We start from the raw sequence: 24,087 nt of genomic DNA on the forward strand, positions 1-24,087 counted from the left end.
CTATGTCGAACGAATTTATATTCGCAAATGAGCAGCCCGAGCCAGAGTCAGGCAAGCCAGCATTACCGAAAAACAAATGGAAGATTCTGATCGTCGATGATGAGAAAGAAGTCCATGCGGTCACTCGTCTGGCCTTGATGGACGTGGTGTTTGAAGGCGCGGGACTGGAGTTTATCAGCGCCCACTCCATTGCCGAAGCACGCAGCAAAATAGATGAGCACAGTGACCTGGCGCTGGTTTTGCTGGATGTGGTGATGGAAACCGATGACGCAGGCTTACAGGTTGCGAACTACATTCGAAAAGAAAAAGGCAACCAGCAGGCACGTATTATTCTGCGTACCGGACAGCCTGGCCAGGCGCCAGAACGCGCTGTGGTACTAAATTATGATATAAATGACTACAAGGCGAAAACAGAGCTGACCTCGCAGAAGCTGTTTACCAGCGTCATGTCCGCATTGCGATCCTACCGTGACATTATGCAGGTGGAGACCCAACGCAGACAGTTGGAGCAACGCTTACAGCGAATACAGCGCCTGTTGCAAGACGACTATCCACAAGCCGCTCAGGCGGTCCAACAATTATTAGAAAAGGAAGCATCGTGATCCCTTACATTGCGCTAAAACACCTGCATGTCACTTTTGTTGTTCTAAGTGTGTTATTATTTGTGCTGCGCTTTTTCTGGCGCAGTATTGATGCCAGAGTTGCCCGGCAAAAATGGGTAAAAATCGTTCCCCACGTAATTGACACTTTCTTACTGCTGACCATTGTCGGCATGTTGCTGCATTGGCAGCAGTGGCCGTGGGAGACGCCCTGGTTATTAAATAAAACATTTGGTCTGGTGGCCTATATCCTGTTTGGTCTGCTGGCAATGAAGGCACAAGTCGCTGCCTTGCGTTACGCCGGTTTCGTCGGTGCGCTGGCCTCGATAGCCTTCCTGTTGCATGTGGCGTTCAGCAAACAGGCACTGATAGGTTAAGCACGGCGAGGGCCACCGCCGATTCGCCATCTTTAACAAAAGGGTACTATGCAGTTTTCGTACTTAGAACATGTTGATCATGAATTACTTCCCACCATTGAAATTGTGTGGGAAGTCAGCCGCGTATTTCACGCCGACAGTGACCTTTATGTCAGTTCGTTTTATCAGCAACTGAACGAGCTCAAAGAGCACTCCGGCCTGGCGCAGCTTGAAGGCGTGGAAAAACTACGCGCGTTGACGCGCGCGTTTTACTGGCAACTTGGTTTCAGTAAAGCCCCGGAGCCACTATTAAGCAGTAAGCGGGTGCTTATTGATCGCGCCATTCGCTTACGAACCGGTGAACCCTTTACTCTGGCGCTGTTGCTGCAAGAGGCAGCGAATCACTTTGGCCTGGTACTGGAACTCATTGATTTCCCTGATTACCCGCTGTTACGCTTTGACCACGATCAGCATAGCTATTTTGTCGATCCGGCCAGTGGCGACTTGCTGCGTGGCCAGCAGGTACAGGAACGTTTTGAAGACGCCACCGAAGGCGGTGAAAGCTTCAGCTGGGATAAACTCGAAGCAGCGGATCAGAAAATTGTACTGGTGCGTTATCTGAATGAGGTAAAGCATGCGTTGATCAGCGATCGCCGGTTTGCCGATGCCCTGACCACCGTACATATGCTGCTGGCGATATTGCCTGACGATCCCTATGAAATTCGCGATCGTGGTTACATTCTGGAAGAGCTTGACTGTAATCATGTAGCAGTTGACGACTACCAGTATTTTGTCGAACAATGCCCCGATGATCCAAGCGCGCAATTATTGCGCCTGCAATTAGAAAACTGGACCACCCCGCAAACCGTTTTACATTGAACATAACAACAATAAGAGGTGAACGTGGAAGCAGCTCCTTTAATTACCAATGACGGTATTATCTTTGGCCTTATTGCCGTCATTCTTGGTGCTATTTTTTATACTCAGCAAAGCACCCACTCGTTCTGGCAGAAGTTCTATCAGTGGGTGCCGGCACTGTTGCTGTGCTATTTCGTTCCCTCACTACTGAATACTTTTAATATCGTGAACGGTAGCGAAACGGCCATCTACCCGCTGGTGATGGATTATTTGCTACCGACCTGTCTGGTGCTGCTGACCCTGAGCCTCGATCTAAAAGCAATATTCCGCCTGGGTCCGAAAATCCTTATTTTATTTTTAACCGGTACCGTCGGCATTGTCATCGGCGGTCCGATTGCCCTGTTGCTGGTCTCGGTACTGTTCCCCGAGATGCTGGGGGGTGCTGGTCCGGACGCGGTGTGGCGCGGTATGACCACCATTGCCGGTAGCTGGATTGGTGGTGGTGCTAACCAGGCGGCAATGAAAGAAGTCTATGAGGTGGGTGGCGAGATCTTCTCAGCCATGGTCACGGTCGACATTATTGTTGCCAACCTGTGGATGGCGGTGTTGCTTTACATGGCTGCGAACAGTAAAAAAATCGATACCCGCATTGGTGCTGACACCTCAGCAATTGAAAGTATTAAAGAGCGCATTGAGCATTACGAAGCCGAGCACCGTCGCGAACCGAAGCTGCCCGACCTGGTCTTTATTCTCGCCGTAGGTTTTGGCGTTGCCGGTCTTGGCCACTTAGGTGCAGACATTATTGCCCCTTATATTTCGGCAAACGTTCCTGCCTTAGTTGATTTCAGTCTGGATAAGAAGTTCTTCTGGCTGATTGTGATTGCGACGACCTTAGGTGTTGCTTTGTCATTCACCAGGGCTCGCCGTCTTGAAGGGGTAGGTGCCTCGAAGGTTGGCTCGCTGTTTGTCTATATTCTGGTTGCGACCATCGGTCTGCATATGGACGTCAGTGCGATTGTCGAAGTGCCGAAATACTTCCTGATTGGTGCTATCTGGATGCTTATTCATGCCAGCTTAATGCTGCTGGTCGCACGCTTCATTAAAGCCCCGGTATTTTATATGGCCGTAGGTAGTCAGGCCAACGTTGGGGGTGCCGCCTCGGCGCCGATCGTTGCCTCGGCTTTCCATCCGTCACTGGCGCCAGTGGGTGTGTTGCTGGCGGTATTAGGTTATGCATTAGGTACTTACATGGCCTATATTTGTGGACAAATTCTTCGCGTTATCGCGACAGGCTAAGGAAACAACGTGTTTAATACTGAAGTGATAAAAGTTGGTGACGTGCAGGTGGGTAACCACTTGCCGTTTGTTTTGTTCGGCGGCATGAACGTGCTGGAGTCCCGTGATTTGGCCATGCGTGTGGCCGAGCATTACGTCGAAGTCACCCAGCGCCTGGGTATTCCTTACGTTTTTAAAGCATCGTTTGATAAAGCCAACCGGTCATCGGTGCATTCTTATCGCGGCCCCGGCCTGGACAAAGGTCTCGAAATCTTCGCTGAGATCAAGCGCACCTTCAATGTTCCGATAATTACTGATGTGCACGAACCTCATCAGGCAGCACCGGTGGCGGAAGTTGCTGATATTCTTCAGCTACCCGCATTTTTAGCGCGACAAACGGACCTGGTAGTGGCCATGGCCAAAACCGGCGCTGTCATTAACGTGAAAAAACCACAGTTTCTGGCCCCCCAGGAAATGCGCCACATTCTGAAAAAGTTCGCAGAAGCAGATAATCATCAGGTGATACTGTGCGAGCGTGGTAGTTGCTTTGGTTATAACAACCTGGTGGTCGATATGTTGGGCATGGACGAGATGCGCCAAATGGCCCCGGTCATGTTCGATGCAACCCACGCCTTGCAGCGTCCCGGTGGGCGCGCTGACTCAGCGGGCGGTCGCCGTGCGCAGGCGGCCGTGCTGGCGCGTTCCGGTATGGCATTGGGTCTGGCTGGATTGTTTATCGAAGCCCACCCCGACCCGGATCAGGCCAAGTGTGATGGTCCGTGTGCCTTGCCACTTGCCAAGTTAGAACCTTATTTGCAGCAAATGCAGGCGGTTGACCAACTGGTGAAGGACTTTGCTGAGTTAGACACCGGTAACTAACTGTCAGTTAGCGATAAAAAAGGCGCTCACTGAGCGCCTTTTTAGTTCAGGGGCGGACAATATGTATTTTATGCGTGTTGTCCGTTGAGTTTGAAATCATCGCACTGCGATAGTCACTGTTAAACCAGTTCGACGTTGCCATGGCGTGATGAAATCGTGACATATAGTCAAGGGGGGTGTCAGAGCCAGCAAATTCAACCACACAGACCGTGGTGCGACATTCAATACTGTTGATTTGCGCAGTCTGCAATGCTTCGTTATCTTCGTACATAAGCATAATATTTTCTTTCATTTCATACGCCCAGTCCTGATCAACCGCCTCTGTGAGCAGTCGCTGTTCCACATCATCTACGTTCAAATGGTTACGTATTAACTGATCAAGTTGCTCGGGTGAGAGTTGCTCTTTGAGCTCACTCAGTTTTAGTTCAGTTCCTGCTAATGGGTCAGACTCAGTCATAGGCGGTGCGTTCTGTGACATCGCGGCCTGATTTGCGTTCGCGTTCATTACCGGAGCGCTGTCTGCCGATTGGCTTGGCTGCGTTGCGGCGGCCAGACGCTCGCTGCCTTGGTGAGTCAGGCGTTGGTTATCGTTGTCGCCCGCCGGGGAAAGCGTAGCGGCGGGAGTCGTGGACTGCTGCCATAAGGCCACTGACAGCACAGCGATGGCGCCCAGATAAAGCAGGTGGGTGATTTTTTTCATGTAGGCAAGTCCTTCCATTGGCTTGAGATTAAGTGAAAACTCATTTAAATTAAAACACATGTTTAAAATGTATGTTCTAAACACATACATCCGCACGAATGAATGCACTGACCGAGGCACCCTATGGGCAAACGGGCGACTACCAAAGACAAAATTTTAGATGCGGCCGAGGCGCTGTTTGCCGAGCATGGCTTTGAGCAAACATCCTTGCGGCAGATAACGGCCGATGCCGAAGTCAACCTGGCGTCAGTGAACTACCACTTTGGCTCGAAAAAGGCACTTATTCAAGCAGTAATGGCGCGTTATCTGGAAGTTTTTATGCCGTCGCTGCAACAGGAGTTAAATCGGCTTCATCCCGGCTTCTCGACCAATGACGTATTTAACTGTTTTCGTAAGCCGCTTGCCGATATGCGGCAAGTGCGAAAACATGGTCCGACATTATTTCTAAGTTTGCTCGGTTTCGCCTATGCTGAAATACAGGGTCATTTACGGCGCTACACTATGGAGCAATTTGGTGAGGTCATGACGCTGTTACTCGACGCCCTGCACGAAGCGAACCCGCAATTGAGCCCGATCGACATGTTCTGGCGTCTGCATTTTGTGTTAGGGGCCACTGTGTTTGCTCAGGTTTCGGGTCCAGCGTTGCGCGAAATTGCTGCCGCAGATTTTGGCGAGGCCGTTGCCGCCGATCAGGTGATTGATCGTTTAATTCCGTTCATTGCTGGTGGTATGGATGCACCGGTGCATGAGCTTTCCAAAGCATCAACCGTGGAGCCCAGATAAGTTATGGAAATTCTCATTATACTAATAGTTGCCGTGGTGCTGCTATTTGCGGTGAAAGAGATCCGTCGCAGTCTTATCAGCCGTCCAATGTTTGGTTTTTTTAAGCGGGTATTACCGCCGTTGTCACAAACTGAGCGCGAAGCGATGACTGCCGGCGATGTCTGGTGGGATGCCGAGCTCTTTCGCGGGCGCCCGGACTGGCATAAATTCCATCAGGCCAAAGCGCCACAGTTTAGCGAAGCAGAGCAGGCATTTATTGATAATCAGTTAGAGCAACTGCTGGCGATGTTGGATGATTTCAAAATCGTTCAGCAAGATGCCGACTTACCGAAAAAGGTCTGGGATTACCTGCGTAAAGAGAAGTTCTTTGCGATGATCATCGACAAAGAATATGGTGGCCTTGATTTTTCTCCGGCAGCGAATTCACATATTGTTTCGCGTATTGCCAGCCGTTCTATCAGCGCCGCTGTGACCGTTATGGTGCCAAATTCACTGGGTCCTGGTGAGCTGTTAAGTCATTATGGTACCAGCGAGCAGAAAAATTACTGGTTGCCGCGACTGGCTGACGGTACCGATATTCCATGTTTTGCATTGACCGGACCGGAGGCGGGTTCTGACGCGGGTGCTATTCCAGATGCCGGCATTATCTGTAAGGGTGAATTTGAGGGTGAAGAAGTTACCGGCATTCGCCTGAACTGGGACAAGCGTTACATCACCCTTTCGCCTGTAGCGACGGTGGTCGGGTTGGCATTCAAGCTTTATGACCCCGACGGCCTGATCGGTGACAAGGAGGACATAGGTATTACCTGTGCGCTGATCCCCAGTGATCATCCCGGTGTCACCACAGGTGATCGCCATCTGCCGTTAAACCAGGCATTTATGAACGGCACGACCAGTGGTAAAGATGTGTTTATTCCATTGGACTGGATTATTGGCGGAGCCGATTACGCTGGTAAAGGTTGGCGCATGCTAATGGAGTGTCTGTCGGCAGGCCGGGGGATTTCATTACCGGCGCTTGCGGCTGCCACCGGCCATGTGACGCAGCGTATGACTGGCGCATATGCCTACGTGCGGCAACAGTTCGGCTTACCTATCGGTAAATTCGAAGGTGTGCAGGAGGCCATGGGTCGTATTGGCGGCACCAATTACACAGTGGAATCGATGCGCCGTCTGACGGTGGCTGCGCTGGTAGACGGCAGAAGCCCGTCGGTGATCACGGCAATGACCAAATACCATATGACCGAGATGGGGCGTAACATGATCGAATACGCCATGGATATTCATGCCGGAAAAGGTATCCAGCTGGGCCCTAAGAACTATCTTGGGCATAACTACATGGGGAATCCAATTTCAATTACCGTTGAAGGCGCCAATATTCTGACCCGTAATCTGATGATTTTCGGGCAGGGCGCAACGCGCTGTCACCCGTACGTGCTCAAAGAAATGGAAGCAGCGTCAAACCCGGACGAAGAAGAGGGCTTGCGCGAGTTTGATGAACTGCTGATCAAGCATATTGGCTTCGCTGCGAGTAACTTCTTTGGCAGTCTGTGGATGGGGCTCACCGGCGCGCGCTTTAATGAAAGTCCGGTCAGTGGTGCCACCTCACGTTATTACCAACAGCTGACCCGAATGAGTCGGGCGCTGGCACTGACGGCCGACGTTGCCATGCTGATTCTGGGCGGTGATCTCAAGCGCAAAGAGATGCTCTCGGCGCGGTTGGGCGATGTTTTAAGTCACCTTTATATGGCGTCGGCGGTGCTAAAACGCTATGAGGACGATGGTCGTCAGAGCGGCGATTTCGTCTATGTCGATTACGCGGTGCAGCATCATCTGCACGCTATCGGCGAAGCCTTTAAAGGTTTCTTTGCCAACTTCCCGAATCGTTGGATTGCCTGGAGTCTGCGCCTGGCTATCTTCCCGCTGGGTATGCACTACCGTAAGCCAAGTGACGAGCTGCTACAGGATATTGCCGACAGCATGATGGAGCCGGGCGTGACCCGCGATCGCCATACTTTCCTGTGTTACTGGAAAGATGATCCCAAGGATATGACCGGGCATATGGAATTGGCATTTGTGGGCATGAAGGAGCATGAAGCGGTCTACAAGCGTTTGCAAAAAGCCGAACGCCGTGGCGAGTTAGAGCCGAATCTGGCAGGGGACGAACTGGTGAAAGCTGCCCGCAAGGCGGACCTGATCAGTGCAGATGAAGCGAAATCACTGAAAAAAGTGGAACAGTTGCGGATGCGCGCGATTGCCGTGGATCAATTCGCTGCGGGGTCAATTAAAGACAGGACGTTCGCCTCATAGCGAACGTCCTGTTGTAGGCTATCTTAGCCGATAGGCTTGTAACGCACGCGATGGGGTTCCATCGCGTGTTCACCATGGGTCTGCTTCATGTAGGCTTCGTAATCAGTGTAGTTACCTTCGTAGAAGTTCACCTTGCCTTCATCACGATAATCAAGAATGTGTGTCGCTACCCGGTCAAGGAACCAGCGGTCGTGCGAGATCACCATCGCGGAGCCCGGGAATTCCAGTAAGGCCTCTTCCAGCGCCCGTAAGGTTTCCACGTCGAGATCGTTGGTCGGTTCGTCAAGCAACAGCAGGTTACCGCCGGCTTTCAGAAGTTTGGCCAGATGCACGCGGTTACGCTCACCACCAGAGAGTTCGCCGATACGTTTTTGCTGGTCATTGCCGCGGAAGTTGAAACGGCCGACATAGGCACGGCTATTGATCTCAAAGTTACCGATACGTAGCACGTCCTGGCCGTCAGATACTTCCTGCCAGACCGTATTGTTGTTGTCCATGTCATCGCGGAACTGATCAACGCTGGCTAACTGTACCGTCTCGCCCAACTGAATCTGGCCGCCGTCGGCTTGTTCTTTGCCGGTTAACATCCGGAACAAGGTCGATTTACCGGCGCCGTTCGGACCGATAATACCGACGATCGCGCCTTTCGGGACGCTGAAACTCAAATCGTCAATCAGTGCCCGGCCGTCATAGGCTTTTTTCAGGTTTTGCACCTCGACCACTTTGTCACCCAGACGCGGGCCAGGCGGAATAAAGAGCTCGTTGGTCTCGTTGCGTTTCTGGTAATCACCGCTTTGCAGCTCTTCAAAGCGCGCCATACGTGCTTTGCTTTTTGCCTGACGTCCTTTCGGATTCTGACGCACCCACTCAAGCTCTTGTTTAATACTGCGTTGACGCGCTTTCTCAGATTTCTCTTCCTGCTCGAGACGTTTTTCCTTTTGCTCCAGCCATGATGAGTAATTACCTTCCCACGGAATACCGTAACCGCGGTCAAGCTCAAGAATCCAGCCAGCGACATTGTCGAGGAAGTAACGGTCGTGGGTAATAGCGACCACGGTACCGTCGTAGTCGTGTAAAAAGCGTTCCAGCCAGGCAACCGATTCAGCATCGAGGTGGTTGGTCGGCTCATCGAGCAACAGCATGTCAGGTTTGCTCAGCAGCAAACGGCAAATTGCGACCCGGCGCCGCTCACCACCTGACAGCACGCCAATTTTACTGTCCCACGGAGGTAGCCGTAGAGAGTCAGCCGCGCGTTCAAGGATATTCTCGAGGTTATGCCCGTCTTTGGCCTGAATAATCGCTTCCAGTTCGCCCTGACGTTTTGCCAGAGCGTCAAAGTCTGCATTCTCGTCAGCATAGGCGGCGTAAACCTGGTCGATTTCAGCCAGCGCTTCTTTCACTTCGGCAACGGCTTCTTCCACCGTTTCGCGAACGGTTTTATTTTCATCCAGCTGCGGCTCCTGCGGCAGGTAGCCAATTTCAATGCCAGCCAACGGGCGTGCTTCACCGTCGATTTCTTTATCGACGCCGGCCATGATGCGTAAAAGCGTTGATTTACCGGCGCCGTTCAGACCTAACACGCCAATTTTGGCGCCAGGGAAAAACGACAACGAAATGTCTTTTAAAATAGTCTTTTTCGGCGGGACAACTTTACTCACCCGCGTCATCGAATAGATATACTGTGCCATAACAGCGACGGTTCCTTTCTCAGGCTGAAACAAAGTCGTTATTTTAACCCTTAAGTTGGCGTGAACCCAAGTATATTGGTAAACTACCGCGATAAATGTTGTCCCGTTAGAAGTCAGGAGCACCGATGTTAAAAAACAACATGAACATTGCCGATTATGATGCAGAACTTTGGCAAGCGATGACTGGTGAAGTAGAGCGCCAGGAGCAACACATTGAACTGATTGCCTCAGAAAACTATACCAGTCCACGGGTGCTGCAGGCTCAGGGCTCGCAACTTACCAATAAATATGCTGAAGGTTATCCGCATAAGCGTTATTACGGCGGTTGTGAATACGTCGACATGGTTGAAGACCTGGCCATTGAGCGGGCGAAAGAACTGTTTGGCGCAAAATATGCGAACGTGCAGCCGCATGCTGGCTCGCAGGCCAACTCTGCGGTATTTCTGGCCCTGCTCGAAGCCGGCGACACCGTCTTAGGTATGAGTCTGGCGCACGGTGGCCACCTGACCCACGGTTCAGGGGTTAACTTCTCGGGTAAACTTTACAATGCGGTGCAGTATGGCCTCGATGAGAACACCGGTGAAATCGATTACGCTGAAGTCCGTCAGTTAGCGCATGAGCACAAGCCCAAGATGATCGTAGCTGGTTTCTCTGCGTTCTCCGGTATTGTCGACTGGTCGAAGTTCCGTGAAATCGCCGACGAGGTGGGTGCCTATTTGTTGGTTGATATGGCGCATGTCGCCGGCTTGGTTGCTGCCGGCCTGTATCCAAGTCCGATCCCTCATGCTGACGTGGTCACCACCACGACGCACAAAACCCTGGCGGGTCCACGTAGTGGCTTAATCCTGTCTGGTAAAGACGATGAAGCGCTGCATAAGAAACTCAACAGCGGCGTGTTCCCTGGCAGTCAGGGCGGCCCTTTATGCCACGTCATTGCGGCGAAAGCCGTGGCGTTTAAAGAGGCAATGGAGCCAGAGTTTAAGGCCTATCAGCAGCAGGTACTGGAAAACGCGAATGCCATGGTGAATGTTATGCAGGAACGCGGCTATAACATCGTTTCCGGTGGCACCCAGAACCATCTGTTTCTGGTCGACCTGATCAATAAAGATATTACCGGTAAAGACGCTGATGCAGCCTTAGGTCGTGCGTATATTACGGTGAACAAGAACTCAGTACCGAATGACCCACGCTCACCTTTTGTGACCTCGGGCCTGCGTCTTGGTACCCCGGCAATTACCCGTCGTGGCTTTAAGGCCGCAGAAGCCAAGCAGGTCGCCCACTGGATCTGTGATGTGCTGGACGACATTGGTAATGAAGACACTATTGAACGGGTACGTGAAGAAGTGAAGGCGCTGTGCCAACGCTTCCCGGTCTACGGGTAATACATTATGCATTGTCCGTTCTGTGGTACCCAAGACACCAAAGTAATTGATTCACGGCTGGTGGCCGACGGCGCTTCGGTGCGCCGGCGTCGCGAGTGTAGCGATTGCCGTGAACGCTTCACGACCTTTGAAACTGCAGAACTGATCATGCCGCGAGTCATCAAGTCCGATGGCTCGCGCGAACCTTTCAATGAAGATAAGTTGCGTAACGGTCTGTTGCGCGCCTTAGAGAAGCGCCCGGTAAGCCTTGAAGCGATGGAACAAGCCATTCAGAACGTCAAGTCGGCATTGCGTGCCACTGGCGAGCGTGAGATTACCAGTCAGGTGATCGGCGGGCTGGTGATGGACAATCTGAAGGCGCTCGACAAGGTCGCCTATATTCGTTTTGCTTCTGTTTACCGCGCCTTCGATGACATTCGCGAGTTCGGTGAAGAAATCGCCCGTCTGAATGACTAAGCGAGGAGCCCGGCATGGCCCAGCTTGACACCCAGTTTATGCAACAGGCCCTTGAGCTTGCGGCCCGGGGCGCCTTTAGCACGTCTCCGAATCCGCAGGTGGGCTGTGTGTTGGTTCGCGACAATCAGGTAGTTGGCAGCGGCTGGCATGAGCGCCCAGGTGAACCCCATGCGGAAGTTTATGCCCTGCGCGAAGCCGGTGACCGCAGTCATGGCGCGACGGCTTATGTCACTCTGGAACCCTGCAGTCATCATGGCCGTACGCCGCCCTGTGCCGATGCCCTTATCAAAGGCCGGGTCAGCCGCGTGGTAGTGGCCATGCGTGATCCCAATCCGTTGGTCGCAGGGCAGGGTATTGAGCGACTGCGTCAGGCAGGTATTGACGTCGAGGTGGGGCTGCTGGAGCAACAGGCGCGCGAGGTGAATCGGGGCTTTGTCTCGCGGATGGAGCGTCAACGCCCCTGGTTGCGGCTGAAAATGGCAATGAGCCTGGACGGTCGCACCGCACTGGCAAACGGTAAAAGCCAATGGATTACCGGGGCAGAGGCCCGCTTAGATGTACATCGTTACCGGGCGCAAAGTGGCGCGATCCTGACCAGCGCGCGTACCGTATTGATGGACCAGGCCCGCATGACCGCGCGCCACCCGCAGGCTGAACGACAGCCATTACGGATTGTGCTGGATCGGCTGCGTCAGTTACCTCCTGAGCATGACTTTTTTGCGATAACCAGTCCGGTGCTGCGGGTCGTTGAGCAACGTGACAGCGCTGGCGGTGATGAGCATTGGCCGGAGCATGTCACTACCTTAGCCTTGCCTGTAGCAAAGGGGCGACTGCCATTACGTGCGCTGTTCAATAAGTTGATTGAATATGACATCAACGAAGTCTGGACTGAATGTGGCGCCGAGCTTGCGGGTGCTTTGGTAGCTGCCGAGCTGGTCGACGAGTTTGTGATTTACATGGCCCCGAAGTTACTTGGCGACAGTGGTCGCGGATTACTACAATTACCGGCGTTTCATGGGCTGGAGCAGGTGCCGGAATTGACGTTTGAGAGTATCACTCAGGTGGGTGATGACATACGTATTATTGCCTACCCGAAACACGGTGGTGCAGCAAGAGGAGAAATAGTGTCGTGAGCCAGTTAAACAGTGCGGCTGAAATTATTGAAGATATTCGCCAGGGAAAAATGGTGATTCTGATGGACGACGAAGATCGCGAGAATGAGGGCGATCTGATCATCGCTGCCGATCGCATCACTCCTGAGGCGATTAACTTTATGGCCCGCTTTGGTCGCGGCTTAATTTGCTTAACTTTGACCGAAGAACGTTGTGCGCAGCTACGCTTACCGCTGATGGTGAATCAGAATAACGCACCCTATGCGACCAACTTTACCGTTTCAATAGAAGCCGCCGAAGGTGTCACTACCGGTATTTCTGCCGCCGACCGCGCCCGCACGGTGCAAGCCGCAGTGGCAAAGCAAGCGAAGCCAGACGATTTGGTGATGCCAGGTCATATTTTCCCGCTGAAAGCCAAGCAGGGAGGGGTACTTAACCGCGCCGGACACACTGAAGCAGGTTGCGATCTGGCGCGCCTGGCGGGCTACGAGCCGGCGGCAGTGATTGTCGAGATTCTCAACGAAGACGGCACCATGGCGCGCCGTCCTGACCTCGAAAAATTCGCCGCCGAGCATGATCTGAAAATAGGTACCATTGCTGATCTGATTGAATATCGCTCGTTGACCGAAAAGACCGTTGAGCGCATGGAACAATGTCTTCTGCCGACCCGTTACGGTGAGTTTGAACTCATTACCTATCAGGACACCATCGACAAGCAGGTCCATTTTGCGCTGGTACATGGCGAGATTAAAGAAGATCAGCCGGTGAACGTACGGGTGCATTTGCAAGACACCTTCAATGACCTGTTTTCGACGGATCGCGCCAGTCAGCGCAGTTGGCCTTTGGGGCACGCGATGGAGTTTATCGCGAGCAACGGCGGCGTGCTGGTGGTCATCGGCCGTTCGCAGAATACTGACGATATTCTCGCACAAGTACGTAGTTTCGCTGCCGAAGACCGCGGTGAAAGAAAGCCCAGCGCGGCGGCATCGAATGCCTCACGCAATGTTGGTATTGGTTCGCAGATTCTGGCCGACCTGGGTGTCCATCAAATGCATCTGATGAGTTCGCCGAAACGTTATTCAGCGCTATCCGGTTTTGGTCTGGAAGTTATCGACTTTATTGAGGATCCCGAGTAGCCTGCATCGCTTTAATGCGCTCGCAAAGTAGTTGGTTTGCGGGCGCCACCATTCCCTCAGCAGCGCTGGCAGTGACCACAAAACCGTTCAGGTAGTCCAGCTCCAGCGGTCGCTGTAAGCGGTAGTCCTGCAGCATCGAAGAACGATTCGCGGCGGTTTGCGCAATAACCCGCCGGGCCTGCGCCAGTAAATCTTCAGCATCCAGCTGCCGGCCACGTGCAGCCGCCAACTGTACAATTTCATCAGCAACCTGGCGCCATTCAGCTGGCGCGACGCGTTCCGGCAGCTCGCCATTACGACACTGATGAATGACCGTATACGGATTGATCAGACAATTGACCGCCAACTTGTACCACCGCCGCAGGTTAATATCGCTGCTGAAGTGTAAAGGTGGTAATGCTTGCTCCAGTTGGCTAAAGAATGCCGGTGGCGTGGTTTGTCCGGCCATACCACCGAGCCAGCTTTCGCCGTGCCCGCCGTGTACCACCTGATTGCCGTCGCGATAAGCGCCGTGGGTAGTGACCCAGTGCCAGTCTTGCGGACGCAGCTGTTCGGCCTCATTGCTTAACATGCCGTTATAACTCAAAATCAGCTGCGACTGGTCAAATAGCGGCTGCTGCCGGAATTCATCTAACAGTGGCGCCACCTGATAGGCTTTTACCGCCGCAAAAATAAGACTCGGACAGTTAATTCCGATGGTGCCGGTAAAACTGTGGGAGCTTTGCTCGTAAGCGATCGTGACGCGCTGCGACTGGCGCAGTTTCAACTGCACCGATTGGTTTTGCCGGGCCAACTGGACCGCCATCAGGCTGCCCAGCGCGCCCTGACCCACCACCAGCCACGGCAACTGCTTAGTCACGTCTTAACTCCGTGGTGTCGGCGGCTGGCGCCTGAATCCGGTGCAGCGCTTTGCGTAATAACACCAGTAATAGCAAGCCCGGTGTTACCATCAGCGCAGTAATAATAAAGAATAATGACCAGTCACCGTCGAGCCAGTCAACCACGAAGCCGCTGTACGAAGAGAGCAAGGTGCGGCCGAGATTGCCTAACGAGGCCAATAATGCGTACTGCGTTGCGGTAAAAGCCCGGTTACAGAGCAAGCTGATAAACGCGACAAAAGCGACCGTTGACCAGGCACCGGTGAAGCCATCAATAATGACTGCTGCCAGAAGTAGGTTGGTATCAGGGCCAACCGCCGCAATCCAGGCAAACATCAGGTTACTGGCGGCCATGGCAATGCCGCCAATAAGCAGGCCACGCATGGTGCCCAAGCGGACATTCACCATACTGCCGATAATGGCAAATATAATGGTGACCCACCAGGTTACCATTTTTGAGTACACAGCAATGTCATCATTGGTAAAGCCGACTTCTTTGTAGAACACAATGCTCATGCGTCCCAGGAAGGCTTCACCAATTTTGAACAGGAAAATGAAACTTAAAATTGCCAGCGCGAGACGCCAGCCGGCGCGCTTAAAAAATTCGGCAATGGGGTCCACCAAAGTGGTGCGGAACCAGTCCTGCCAGCGGTCAAAGGGTTTTAGCTGTGCGCGATAGCGTGTCGACTCGCGTACCACCAGTACGATGAGCAGTTGCAGGGCAAGCACCCCGGCCATGACTTTATAGGCGGCTTGCCAGTCCCAGGTCGCACCGTCAACCAAAAAGAACGGCAGTGCGCCAAGACCACTGTAGCCAGTCCACCAACCGGCGGTTGCCATGGCGGCGCCGGCAGATTGCAGGTTACTTTCACTTTGCGCAAAGGTCTCAATACGGAAGGCGTCAATCGCGATGTCCTGGGTCGCTGAGGCGATAGCGATCAGCAGGGCGCCGAGGGCAACCCAAAAGGCATGTTCAGCAAGGTTGAGTCCACTTAGCGTCAGGGTTGCGGCGATGAGTACCGCCAAGCACAAGGCCAGCCAACTGCGGCGCTGACCGAGCCAGGAATGCAGACCCGGTAGTCGCACCCGATCGACCAGGGGTGACCACAGCGCGTTGACTGAATAAGCAACAAAGACCATGCCAAAAAGGCCAATCTCACTGCGGGATACGCCAGCTTCCTGCAGCCAGGCTGACAGCATGGAGCCAATGAGCACCCAGGGGAACCCGCTCATAATGCCAAACAGGAAAATGACCCAGATGCGCGGCTCCAGATAGACGCGAAAATCCTTGTACCACGGCGTCGCCGTGTCCGTAGCTGTCATGCCGGTACCTTGTTATTGTTGAGGTAAAACTTCAGCGCGAATAAGCACCGGTGGTTCGCTGGGAAAGTCACGCCAGCCAGTTTCGGCATGAAAGGGTAATGACTCGACTTCAGCTAATTTATCGAGAGTCTCATAACCGCTGGTGATAACACCAAAGACGGCGTAGCCCCAGCCGTCGTCCGGATCCAACGACGGGTTGTCCTGTACATTAAAGAAAAACTGGCGGGTGGCGGTATGTGGATCGTTCTCACGTGCCATTGCAATAGTGCCGTATTTGTTTTTCAGGCCGTTGCCCGACTCATTCGGAATGGGCGAACCGGTTTTTTTGGCGACCAGCTCATGGTCATAACCGCCGCCTTGCACTACAAAGCCCGGTACAATGCGATGGAAAATAGTGCCGTTGTAGCTGCCAATATCGACGTACTTGAGAAAGTTCTCCACGGTCAGCGGGGCGCGATGACGATTTAGCTCAACGATGATTTCGCCTTCAGTAGTCACCAGCTTCACTTTGGGGAAAGGGTTGTCTGGCTGTACCTGCGCGGTCGCGGGCGCAGCTAAAAAAGTAAGTGCCAGTGTGAGCACCACGGACGTCATGACTGCTTTCATAATTCACCTTTTGCGTCGTTTTTAAGCGTTGCCGATGCCACTGTATAGCACGAATTTGGCATGACTTGGCAATGGTCGGACATTTCTCTTATAAACATTCGTGCTATGATAGCGAAAAACGCGCAGTGACTATAGGTTTTAGACAGTGAAAAAATACGCAGAGATTACTGGTTGGGGCAAATGCCTGCCGCCCGCGATTATGAGCAATGAAGATTTGGCGACCTTTTTGGATACCTCGGACGAGTGGATTCGCACCCGAACCGGTATCGAAGAGCGCCGGGTCAGTGCTGTTGGCACTTCTAAGTTAGCTACCGTGGCCGGCCGCAACGCATTGGCCGCAGCAGGGCTCGACGCCAATGAGCTTGATTTGATTCTGGTCGGCACCTGTACGCCTGACGAGATTATTCCGAATGTTGCCTCGGCAGTACAACGCGACCTGGGCGCAAAATACGCTGCGGCGTTTGACCTCAATGCCGCCTGTAGCAGCTTCCTTTATGGCATGCACTACGCGACGCAGGCGATTCGCACCGGGGTACACAAGAAAGTACTGATCATTGGTGCTGAGCGTCTGACACGAATCTTAGACTGGACCAAGCGAGAAAGCGCGGTACTATTTGGCGATGGCGCCGGCGCTATGGTGCTGGAAGCTTCTGATGAAGAATGTGGCTTATTAGCTTCTCATGTTACCTGTGACGCTGACGCCCGTGACGTGCTGGCACTGGAATTTGGTATGAGTTTCGATCGCTTTGGCTTCGACGGTATCATGCCGTTTAACTTTGTCGGTCAGGAAATCTTCAAGCGCGCGGTCAAAGGCATGAACACTGCGGTTGAGAAAGTTTTCGCCGAAACCGGCCTGACCACCGACGATATTGACTCGCTGATCCCGCATCAGGCCAACAAGCGTCTGATCGATTACCTGGCCAAAATGTGTAAGGTGCCGGAAGAAAAAACCGTCATCAATATTCAGAAATATGGCAACACCTCATCCGCAACCCTGCCCATTGCGTTCTGTGAAGCGATCGAGCAGGGCATTGTCAAACCAGGCGATACGATTGTTTCTGCGGTGTTCGGTGGTGGCCTGACTTGTGGTGCCGGCATTATTCGCTGGGGACAACGGGTAACGCCATTGCAACCGAATGATGAACAGCTGCCCAGCTCAGGTGAAACCGCATTGGATTTGATTCTGCCATTGCATGAAAAAACCAAAGCCGCATGGGATCGCCGTAACAATGAGTGAATTGATCAAAGTTGAACAGCGTGATGGCGTGGTTTGGGTGACCCTGAACCGCCCGGAGAAGAAAAACGCGATTACTCAGCAGATGTATCTTGATCTGGCACATACGCTGGAGCAAGCTGAGCGCGACAGTAGCGTCGCTGCCATTGTCTTGCAAGGCGCAGGCGATAACTTCTCGGCAGGGAACGACCTGTATGACTTCCTGGCGATGGAAGAACTCGATGAGAGCGCGCCACCGTTCGAGTTTCTGTTCACTTTGAGCCGCTTAAGTGTACCTGTCATTGCCAGCGTAGATGGCGTAGCCATCGGTATCGGCACCACGATATTGCTACATTGCGATTTTGTTGTTGCCACTGAGCAGGCGAAATTCGCATTACCTTTTATTCATTTAGGTCTGGTGCCTGAAGCCGGCTCAAGCCAGTTATTGCCACTGCTCTGCGGGCATTTGCGTGCCGCCGAATTGTTATTGCTCGGTGACACCATCGACGCAACTACGGCGCTAAACTATGGTCTGCTGACCAAGGTTGTCGCGCAAGAACAACTAACCGGTGCCACCCGTGATATTGCCACTGCACTGGCAAGCAAGCCAGTCGCCGGTTTACGCACCACCAAACGTCTGCTGAAGCAGCCGAGCGAAGCCGTGGCCGATCGTATTTCGCGCGAAGCAAAGCTGTTTATTCGTGCGTTAGGCTCGGATGAAGCCCGCGAAGCCATTGCCCAAACCCTTCATAAAAAGAAACAGTCATCGTAAAAACGGTTGATTTCTGAGCAAGCGCACGCACTTCGCTTGCGGGGTGCTTGTGAATCGTGGATAATGCGCGCCGTTATGGTGGCCTTGTTGGTCCCCTCGCAACACTAACTGGCGAACCCGGTCAGGCCCGGAAGGGAGCAGCCGTAGTCAGGGATGTGGGTGCCGAGGTGAGGCTGGCAAGGCCGCCACCCCCCCCTAAAGATCAAAAGCGTTATTGGTTATTGGTTATTGGATATTGGTTATTGGATATTGGTTAGTGGCGGTGTATCTTAACTAATATCTAGTATCTATTATCTGATAACGAAGTTGACTTTCCCATGCCGAAGAATCCTGAAGCTGTGTATTACAGCGATTACCTTAAACTCGACCAACTCCTTGATGCCCAGGAGCCGCACAGCAAACGCTATGGCGCCGAGGCTCACGATGAAATGCTGTTTATTATTGTGCACCAGGTGTATGAACTCTGGTTCAAACAGGTGTTACATGAGCTCCGTGCCATTCATCAGGACTTCAGCAAGCCTTTGCTTGACGATAAAGCCTTGTACCTGGTGGCACATCGATTGCGGCGGGTACTGACCATTCAGGATTTAATGAATGATCAGGTGGCGGTCATTGAGACCATGACGCCGCAGGAATTTCTGGAGTTCCGCGACTATCTGGTACCGGCATCGGGTTTTCAGAGTATTCAGTTTAAGGAACTGGAGATTCGCCTGGGGCTGACCCGCCATACCCGCATTGCTTTTGATCAGCAGTCTTTCTACAACCGGTTGAATGACGCTGACCGGAGTTATCTTGAAAACCTTGAAGAGCAACCGACGTTGTTTGATCGCGTCGACGCCTGGCTGGCGCGTATGCCATTTTTGGAGTTCGAAGACTTTAAGTTTTGGGATATGTATCAGCGCGCGGTGAATGCAGCGCTGGATCATGATGAAGCGATTATCCGTGCAAATGCGGCAGACGACCAACAGTTGCAAACCGAGCTTGAGGGTATTCAGGCCAACCGTGATAACTTTTCTGCGTTATTCGATCAGCAGCGTTACCAGCAATTGCAGGAAAAAGGTGTGGTGCGGCTATCGCAGCGCGCTATGCTCAGTGCATTGTTTATTACCCAGTATCGGGAAGAGCCGGCATTCCATCTGGCCTGGCAGGTTATCACTTCCTTAGCAGAAGTAGATGAGAAGCTTACCATCTGGCGCTACAAGCACGCTATGATGGTGCAGCGCATGCTGGGTACGAAAATCGGTACCGGCGGCAGTTCCGGCCATGATTATTTGCGCCGTACCACGGAACAAAACCGGGTGTTCAAAGACTTTTTCGCGATGTCGACTTATCTGCTGCCGAAAAGCGCACTGCCTGAACTGCCTGGGCGCGTGCGCAAGGCTTTAGGTTTTTCGCTGGAAATAGGCAAGAGCACGGGTTAACGCCAACATCTGTTGCTCAATCCGCAGGGCCAGCCATTGCTGCTGGTCACTGCGGCTGCTGCGTTCAAGTTGACTGACATTCTGGGCAAGCTCATCACAATAATGTTCCGGTGCGCTATGCGTTGTTCTGAACAATTGCGCATCAAACCAGTCTACAAACTGTTCTTCTGAGACATTCAACGCAATAATTTCACGCCGCAACGCAGCTATTTGCTGGCGTAAGCGCTGATAAATCTGTTCATTTGCCACAATTGTTACCCAATCTTCATTAACTGGCGCTAGAGTAGCCTAGGTCGACCATGCGACACAATGTCGAATTTTGCCGATTGACGGGAAAGCTGGTGAACTTTTGTGCGCAGTTGTGTTCAAAAAGCTATACTTTCTGATGAACTAAAGGTGAGTCTTGTTAAGAAGCTGTAATTGCATGTTTATGCAGCTTTACGCTAGGAATTATCTCATTTCACTGGTTGACAGGCTTTGCCCGATCATGGGAGTATTGAGCGGATTATTGCTTGCGATTTTGTAAGTAATAGCTGCAAGTGTTGATTAAACTCTTTTCGTCACTCAAATAACTGGGAAGTTGGCGGCGTTAGTTGTTGTCAGCAGAAAGTTAAATCAAATTGGTTGGGAACTATGACCAAAGTAATCAATAAAAGCAAAGTTGCAGCGGCCTTAGTTGGCGCGCTGGCAATTGCAGGCAGCGCTACAGCTGCTGCACAATCAGTACCTTCGCTGCAAAGCGAAGAAGCGAAAATTCATCAAGCTGATGTACGTTCACAAGAAAAAATCAACTCGTTGTTCGAGCAGTCACAAGAACTGCTTTACGAATATCGCGGTATTGTAGACCAGTATGAACAGCTGAAAGTCTACAACGACCACGTACAACGTTTGGTTGATGACCAGAACGCGCAACTGGCTTCTCTACAGCGTCAGATCGATAGCGTTGAAGACACCAAACAAGGTGTTGTTCCGTTGATGTACAAAATGATCGACGCTTTGGAGCAGTTTGTTAAGTTGGATATTCCTATCCATCGCGAGCGTCGTCTTGACCGTGTTGAGCGTCTGCGTGACGTGATGGCAAACTCAAACGTAACAACGTCTGAGCAGTTCCGTCAGATCACTGAAGCTTATCAAGCTGAGATGGACTACGGTTCTGGTTTGATCGCGTATGAAGGCAAGCTGAACTTCCAGGGTGAAGATATCTCTGTCGATTTCTTCCACTTAGGTCGTGCTGCGCTGATGGCGCAATCGCTGGATCTGAAAAACGGTTGGATTTACAACAAAGATGCGGGTGAGTGGGAAGTCCTTGAAGACGCTTATCTGAGTCATTTGACGAAAGCCATTCGTATGGCGCGTAAGCAAACCGCACCAGATCTTCTTCAATTGCCAATCTATGCAGCGGAGCGTGCAGAATGAACAAACTAGTGAAATCTTTGCTGGTAGCTACAGCATTCTCTCTAACGGTAGGCGCGAGCTCTGCATATGCGCAAGAGCAGACTGTCTCCGAAGCAAAATCACTTGAGCAGCTGCTTGAGTTGGTTAAAGAAAACCGTGCTGAATCTCAGCGTATTAACGCTGAGCGTGAAGCGGAGTTCACTTCAGAGCGTGCTGACAAGCAAGCACTGTTGAACCGTGCTAAGCAGCAACTCGCTGACGAGCGTGCCCGCGGTGAGCGTTTACAGACTGAATTTTCTGAAAACGAAATTGCGTTAGCGAACAAAGAAACCGAATTGCAAAACCAATTAGGTACTTTGGGTGAAATCGTCGGTGTTGCACGTGGTGCAGCAAGCGAAACCATTGGCCGTATCGCAACTTCACTGGTAAGCGCACAGTACCCAGGTCGTGAAGACGTACTGGAAAGCATCGCTGAAGCACGTGAGGTTCCAACCATCAAAGAACTTGAAGAACTTTGGTTGGCTTGGTTAACCGAAATGAAAGAGTCAGGCAAAGTTGTGACTTTCCCATCGGAAGTTACTTTGTTAGACGGTACTTCTGAACAGCGTGATGTAACGCGTATCGGCGTATTTAACCTGCTGTCAGGCGGTGAATACTTCGTTTACAACGACCAGGCAGAAGAAATTCAGCCGCTAGGTCGTCAGCCAGAAGGTTACATTCTGTCTGCTGCGCAAGACTTCCTGAACACTGAATCAGGTTACGAAGGCGTTTACATTGACCCTGCTCGTGGCCAGATCCTGAACCTTGCGACGCAAAAAGCGACGCTTGAAGAGCAGTACCATCAAGGTGGCACTGTTGGTTACGTGATCACTGTGGTTCTGATTGTCGGTATCCTGATTGCTATCTGGAAAATCATTACCCTTGGTTCAGAAAGCGCGAAAATCCGTGCTCAGCTGAAAAACACTGGTAAGCCTTCGGAGAAGAACTCTCTGGGTCGTATCCTGAAAGTCTATCACGACAACAAGAACGACGATGTTGAGAACCTTGAACTGAAACTTGACGAAGCAATCATGCGTGAGACTCCACGTATCGATTCTGGCGTTAACATCATCAAGATTTTCGCAGCTATCGCACCACTACTTGGTCTATTGGGTACGGTAATCGGTATGATCGGTACCTTCCAATCAATTACCTTGTACGGTACGGGTGACCCGAAAATCATGGCAGGCGACATCTCAATGGCGTTGGTAACCACCGCTATGGGTCTGATTGCAGCATTGCCATTAATTCTGATCCACGCAGTTGTTGCGGGTCGTGCTAAGAAAATCGTTCACACGTTGGACGAGCAAGCTGCCGGTATTGTAGCCGCGCACGCGGAGAAGGAGTAATCCTATGCTTTACCTGATGGGGCTTTGGGAAACTATCAGGGATTTTTTGAGCACTGGTGGCGACGTTTTATATTTCGTCATGGGAGCGCTCTTTCTCATGTGGGTACTCATGATTGAGCGCTTCTGGTTCCTTACCGCAGTGTTCCCAAAGATGAAGAAACAAATCATCGCTAATTGGGACGCGCGGAAGGACACCACCTCTTGGTACGCTCACAGGATCCGTGAAGCATGGATTTCCGAGGCAGCTGATAAACTGAATGCACGTATGTTGTTGATCAAAACAACCATCGCCATGTGTCCTCTTATCGGACTTTTGGGTACGGTAACCGGTATGATTGCCGTATTCGAAACCATGGCTACGCAGGGTACTGGTAACCCGCGTTTGATGGCCGACGGTATCTCGATGGCGACGATCCCGACAATGGCTGGAATGGTTGCAGCACTGTCAGGCATGTTTTTTGCGACTCGTTTAGAGTCAAAAGTAAAACGTGCACGCGACAAGTTGATCGACAGTTTGCCACATCATTAAGAGAGAAGAATTATGGCACGTAAACGTTTTCGTGAAGAGGAAGATGCAGCGATCGATATGACGCCGATGCTTGACATCGTATTCATCATGTTGATCTTCTTCATCGTAACCACCTCTTTCGTTAAAGAAGCTGGTATTGACGTGAACAAGCCAGAAGCTAGTCAGGCGCAGAAGAAACCTTCTGCCAACATCTTCATCGCGATTCGCGCGAATGGCGAAGTATGGATGGACAAGCGTATGGTTGATGTTGAGCGTGTAGGCGCGAACATCGAACGTCTATTGGCAGAACAGCCAACTGATATCGTAGTGATTCAGGCGGACAAAGAAGCCAAACATGGTGTTGTCGTAGAAGTCATGGATCAAATTAAGGAAGCGGGTATTGACAAGATATCCATAGCCGCAGAGGACGATTAATATGGTGCGCTTTATAGTATCAATACTATTAGGTGCTGCAGCTACGTTCCTTCTGTTCGCGTTCATGGCGTTCTTGATCAGTGGGGGCGAAGGGCGAAATGCACCGCCTCCACCGTCGTCAGTCATTGAGATTGTGACGCAGCCGCCAGAGTCGGAAGTGGATCAGCGTCGTCGTACGCCGCCACCACCGCCGCCTCCGCCGGCTCAGCCGCCGGAAACGCCACCGAATGAGCCAGATACGTCTGACGCTGAAGGTATGAATCTTGACCTTGGTTTTGACGTTGATGTAGGTGGAACGGACACTGGGTTCGACGCCAGTGGTGCGATGATGCGTGATGGTGAAGCCGTACCTGTGGTACGTATTAACCCTCGCTATCCGCCAGCTGCAGCGCGGGATGGTGTTGAAGGTTGGGTACTGTTACGTTTCACTATCGATAAAACGGGTGGTGTAACTGACGTCGAAGTACTTGACTCCAACCCTCGCCGGGTCTTTGACCAGGAAGCACGTCGTGCGCTGTTGCGTTGGAAGTACAATCCGAAGATGGTTGACGGTAAGCCGGTTGCACAACCAGGTCAGACGGTCCAACTCGACTTCAGTCTGGATCAGGAGTAATAAC

The 24,087-nt window shown here is 52.0% G+C and carries 24 protein-coding genes, 1 other RNA gene and 1 pseudogene; 20 read left to right on the top strand and 6 right to left on the bottom strand.

Annotated features, from left to right (window positions below; all coding sequences use genetic code 11):
• Positions 1-2 precede the first annotated feature (2 nt).
• The 5 genes and pseudogenes from CWI71_RS08655 to kdsA form a co-directional block, all read left to right on the top strand.
• Positions 3-512: pseudogene (locus CWI71_RS08655) on the top strand (response regulator); the annotation flags it as partial.
• 86 nt (positions 513-598) lie between these two features.
• Positions 599-976: a SirB2 family protein gene (locus CWI71_RS08660; RefSeq protein ID WP_241967669.1), complete on the top strand. Its 378-nt coding sequence runs from the start codon at positions 599-601 to the stop codon at positions 974-976.
• A 48-nt stretch (positions 977-1,024) separates the two neighbouring features.
• On the top strand, positions 1,025-1,834 hold the full coding sequence (locus CWI71_RS08665; protein WP_126754867.1) for a SirB1 family protein: 810 nt from the start codon (positions 1,025-1,027) through the stop codon (positions 1,832-1,834).
• A gap of 24 nt (positions 1,835-1,858) precedes the next feature.
• Positions 1,859-3,109 (top strand): DUF819 family protein, encoded by a 1,251-nt coding sequence (locus CWI71_RS08670; protein WP_126754868.1) that lies wholly within the window; start codon positions 1,859-1,861, stop codon positions 3,107-3,109.
• Between the two features lie 24 nt (positions 3,110-3,133).
• Positions 3,134-3,967 carry a 3-deoxy-8-phosphooctulonate synthase gene (gene kdsA, locus CWI71_RS08675; RefSeq protein WP_420849292.1) on the top strand — a complete coding sequence of 278 codons (834 nt, stop codon included), beginning with the start codon at positions 3,134-3,136 and terminating at the stop codon, positions 3,965-3,967.
• Positions 3,968-4,013: 46 nt separating this feature from the next.
• On the opposite strand, the gene CWI71_RS08680 is transcribed toward kdsA, so the two are convergent.
• Positions 4,014-4,667 (bottom strand): hypothetical protein, encoded by a 654-nt coding sequence (locus CWI71_RS08680; protein WP_126754870.1) that lies wholly within the window; start codon positions 4,665-4,667, stop codon positions 4,014-4,016.
• Positions 4,668-4,790: 123 nt separating this feature from the next.
• Here CWI71_RS08680 and psrA point away from each other — a divergent pair, with 123 nt between their 5' ends.
• Both psrA and CWI71_RS08690 read left to right on the top strand, forming a co-directional pair.
• Positions 4,791-5,450: a TetR family transcriptional repressor PsrA gene (gene psrA, locus CWI71_RS08685; RefSeq protein ID WP_126754871.1), complete on the top strand. Its 660-nt coding sequence runs from the start codon at positions 4,791-4,793 to the stop codon at positions 5,448-5,450.
• A gap of 3 nt (positions 5,451-5,453) precedes the next feature.
• Positions 5,454-7,757 carry an acyl-CoA dehydrogenase gene (locus CWI71_RS08690; RefSeq protein ID WP_126754872.1) on the top strand — a complete coding sequence of 768 codons (2,304 nt, stop codon included), beginning with the start codon at positions 5,454-5,456 and terminating at the stop codon, positions 7,755-7,757.
• A 23-nt stretch (positions 7,758-7,780) separates the two neighbouring features.
• Here CWI71_RS08690 and ettA read toward each other — a convergent pair whose 3' ends face one another.
• Positions 7,781-9,445: an energy-dependent translational throttle protein EttA gene (ettA, locus tag CWI71_RS08695; protein WP_126754873.1), complete on the bottom strand. Its 1,665-nt coding sequence runs from the start codon at positions 9,443-9,445 to the stop codon at positions 7,781-7,783.
• Between the two features lie 125 nt (positions 9,446-9,570).
• Between ettA and glyA the strand changes: the two genes are divergently transcribed.
• The 4 genes from glyA to ribBA are packed head-to-tail and all read left to right on the top strand — an operon-like array spanning position 9,571 to position 13,531.
• Positions 9,571-10,827: a serine hydroxymethyltransferase gene (gene glyA / locus CWI71_RS08700; protein ID WP_126754874.1), complete on the top strand. Its 1,257-nt coding sequence runs from the start codon at positions 9,571-9,573 to the stop codon at positions 10,825-10,827.
• Between the two features lie 6 nt (positions 10,828-10,833).
• Positions 10,834-11,283 carry a transcriptional regulator NrdR gene (gene nrdR / locus CWI71_RS08705; RefSeq protein ID WP_126754875.1) on the top strand — a complete coding sequence of 150 codons (450 nt, stop codon included), beginning with the start codon at positions 10,834-10,836 and terminating at the stop codon, positions 11,281-11,283.
• Positions 11,284-11,297: 14 nt separating this feature from the next.
• Positions 11,298-12,416 carry a bifunctional diaminohydroxyphosphoribosylaminopyrimidine deaminase/5-amino-6-(5-phosphoribosylamino)uracil reductase RibD gene (gene ribD, locus CWI71_RS08710; RefSeq protein ID WP_126754876.1) on the top strand — a complete coding sequence of 373 codons (1,119 nt, stop codon included), beginning with the start codon at positions 11,298-11,300 and terminating at the stop codon, positions 12,414-12,416.
• Complete coding sequence (gene ribBA / locus CWI71_RS08715; protein WP_126754877.1) at positions 12,413-13,531, top strand: bifunctional 3,4-dihydroxy-2-butanone-4-phosphate synthase/GTP cyclohydrolase II; 1,119 nt, start codon at positions 12,413-12,415, stop codon at positions 13,529-13,531. Before ribD ends, ribBA begins: the two co-directional genes overlap by 4 nt.
• Here ribBA and CWI71_RS08720 read toward each other — a convergent pair.
• The 3 genes from CWI71_RS08720 to CWI71_RS08730 are packed head-to-tail and all read right to left on the bottom strand — an operon-like array spanning position 13,512 to position 16,338.
• Positions 13,512-14,390: a ketopantoate reductase family protein gene (locus CWI71_RS08720; RefSeq protein WP_126754878.1), complete on the bottom strand. Its 879-nt coding sequence runs from the start codon at positions 14,388-14,390 to the stop codon at positions 13,512-13,514. The two genes, ribBA and CWI71_RS08720, sit on opposite strands and share 20 nt — an antisense overlap.
• Entirely contained in the window at positions 14,383-15,732 is a 1,350-nt protein-coding gene (locus CWI71_RS08725) for an AmpG family muropeptide MFS transporter (RefSeq protein ID WP_126754879.1), read from the bottom strand. Before CWI71_RS08725 ends, CWI71_RS08720 begins: the two co-directional genes overlap by 8 nt.
• Before the next feature lie 12 nt (positions 15,733-15,744).
• Complete coding sequence (locus CWI71_RS08730) at positions 15,745-16,338, bottom strand: peptidylprolyl isomerase (protein WP_126754880.1); 594 nt, start codon at positions 16,336-16,338, stop codon at positions 15,745-15,747.
• A gap of 145 nt (positions 16,339-16,483) precedes the next feature.
• On the opposite strand from CWI71_RS08730, the gene CWI71_RS08735 reads away from it, so the two are divergent.
• The 4 genes from CWI71_RS08735 (at position 16,484) to CWI71_RS08750 (ending at position 19,744) form a co-directional block, all read left to right on the top strand.
• Positions 16,484-17,575, top strand: a complete 1,092-nt coding sequence (locus tag CWI71_RS08735; RefSeq protein ID WP_126754881.1) for a ketoacyl-ACP synthase III — start codon at positions 16,484-16,486, stop codon at positions 17,573-17,575.
• The gene (locus CWI71_RS08740; protein WP_126754882.1) at positions 17,568-18,323 is read left to right on the top strand and encodes an enoyl-CoA hydratase/isomerase family protein; all 756 of its coding nucleotides are present in this window, start codon (positions 17,568-17,570) and stop codon (positions 18,321-18,323) included. Before CWI71_RS08735 ends, CWI71_RS08740 begins: the two co-directional genes overlap by 8 nt.
• An 85-nt stretch (positions 18,324-18,408) precedes the next feature.
• Positions 18,409-18,505, top strand: an RNA gene (gene ffs / locus CWI71_RS08745) — signal recognition particle sRNA small type.
• Between the two features lie 135 nt (positions 18,506-18,640).
• On the top strand, positions 18,641-19,744 hold the full coding sequence (locus tag CWI71_RS08750; protein ID WP_126754883.1) for a tryptophan 2,3-dioxygenase family protein: 1,104 nt from the start codon (positions 18,641-18,643) through the stop codon (positions 19,742-19,744).
• On the opposite strand, the gene priC is transcribed toward CWI71_RS08750, so the two are convergent.
• Positions 19,706-19,993 carry a primosomal replication protein PriC gene (priC, locus tag CWI71_RS08755; RefSeq protein WP_157981085.1) on the bottom strand — a complete coding sequence of 96 codons (288 nt, stop codon included), beginning with the start codon at positions 19,991-19,993 and terminating at the stop codon, positions 19,706-19,708. The genes CWI71_RS08750 and priC overlap by 39 nt on opposite strands.
• Positions 19,994-20,377: 384 nt before the next feature.
• On the opposite strand from priC, the gene CWI71_RS08760 reads away from it, so the two are divergent.
• From CWI71_RS08760 to CWI71_RS08780, 5 genes are read left to right on the top strand one after another with little or no spacing between them, the layout of a single operon-like run.
• Complete coding sequence (locus tag CWI71_RS08760) at positions 20,378-21,160, top strand: DUF3450 domain-containing protein (protein WP_126754885.1); 783 nt, start codon at positions 20,378-20,380, stop codon at positions 21,158-21,160.
• The gene (locus CWI71_RS08765) at positions 21,157-22,527 is read left to right on the top strand and encodes a MotA/TolQ/ExbB proton channel family protein (protein WP_126754886.1); all 1,371 of its coding nucleotides are present in this window, start codon (positions 21,157-21,159) and stop codon (positions 22,525-22,527) included. The genes CWI71_RS08760 and CWI71_RS08765 overlap by 4 nt, the downstream gene beginning before the upstream one ends.
• A 4-nt stretch (positions 22,528-22,531) precedes the next feature.
• Positions 22,532-23,056, top strand: a complete 525-nt coding sequence (locus CWI71_RS08770) for a MotA/TolQ/ExbB proton channel family protein (protein WP_126754887.1) — start codon at positions 22,532-22,534, stop codon at positions 23,054-23,056.
• A gap of 12 nt (positions 23,057-23,068) precedes the next feature.
• A complete protein-coding gene (locus tag CWI71_RS08775) occupies positions 23,069-23,470 on the top strand; it encodes an ExbD/TolR family protein (protein ID WP_126754888.1) in 402 nt (133 codons plus the stop codon).
• A gap of 1 nt (position 23,471) precedes the next feature.
• A complete protein-coding gene (locus CWI71_RS08780) occupies positions 23,472-24,083 on the top strand; it encodes an energy transducer TonB (protein ID WP_126754889.1) in 612 nt (203 codons plus the stop codon).
• Positions 24,084-24,087 lie beyond the last annotated feature (4 nt).

This window comes from Pseudidiomarina insulisalsae (assembly GCF_003987065.1).
GTDB classification, from domain to species: Bacteria; Pseudomonadota; Gammaproteobacteria; order Enterobacterales; family Alteromonadaceae; genus Pseudidiomarina; species Pseudidiomarina insulisalsae.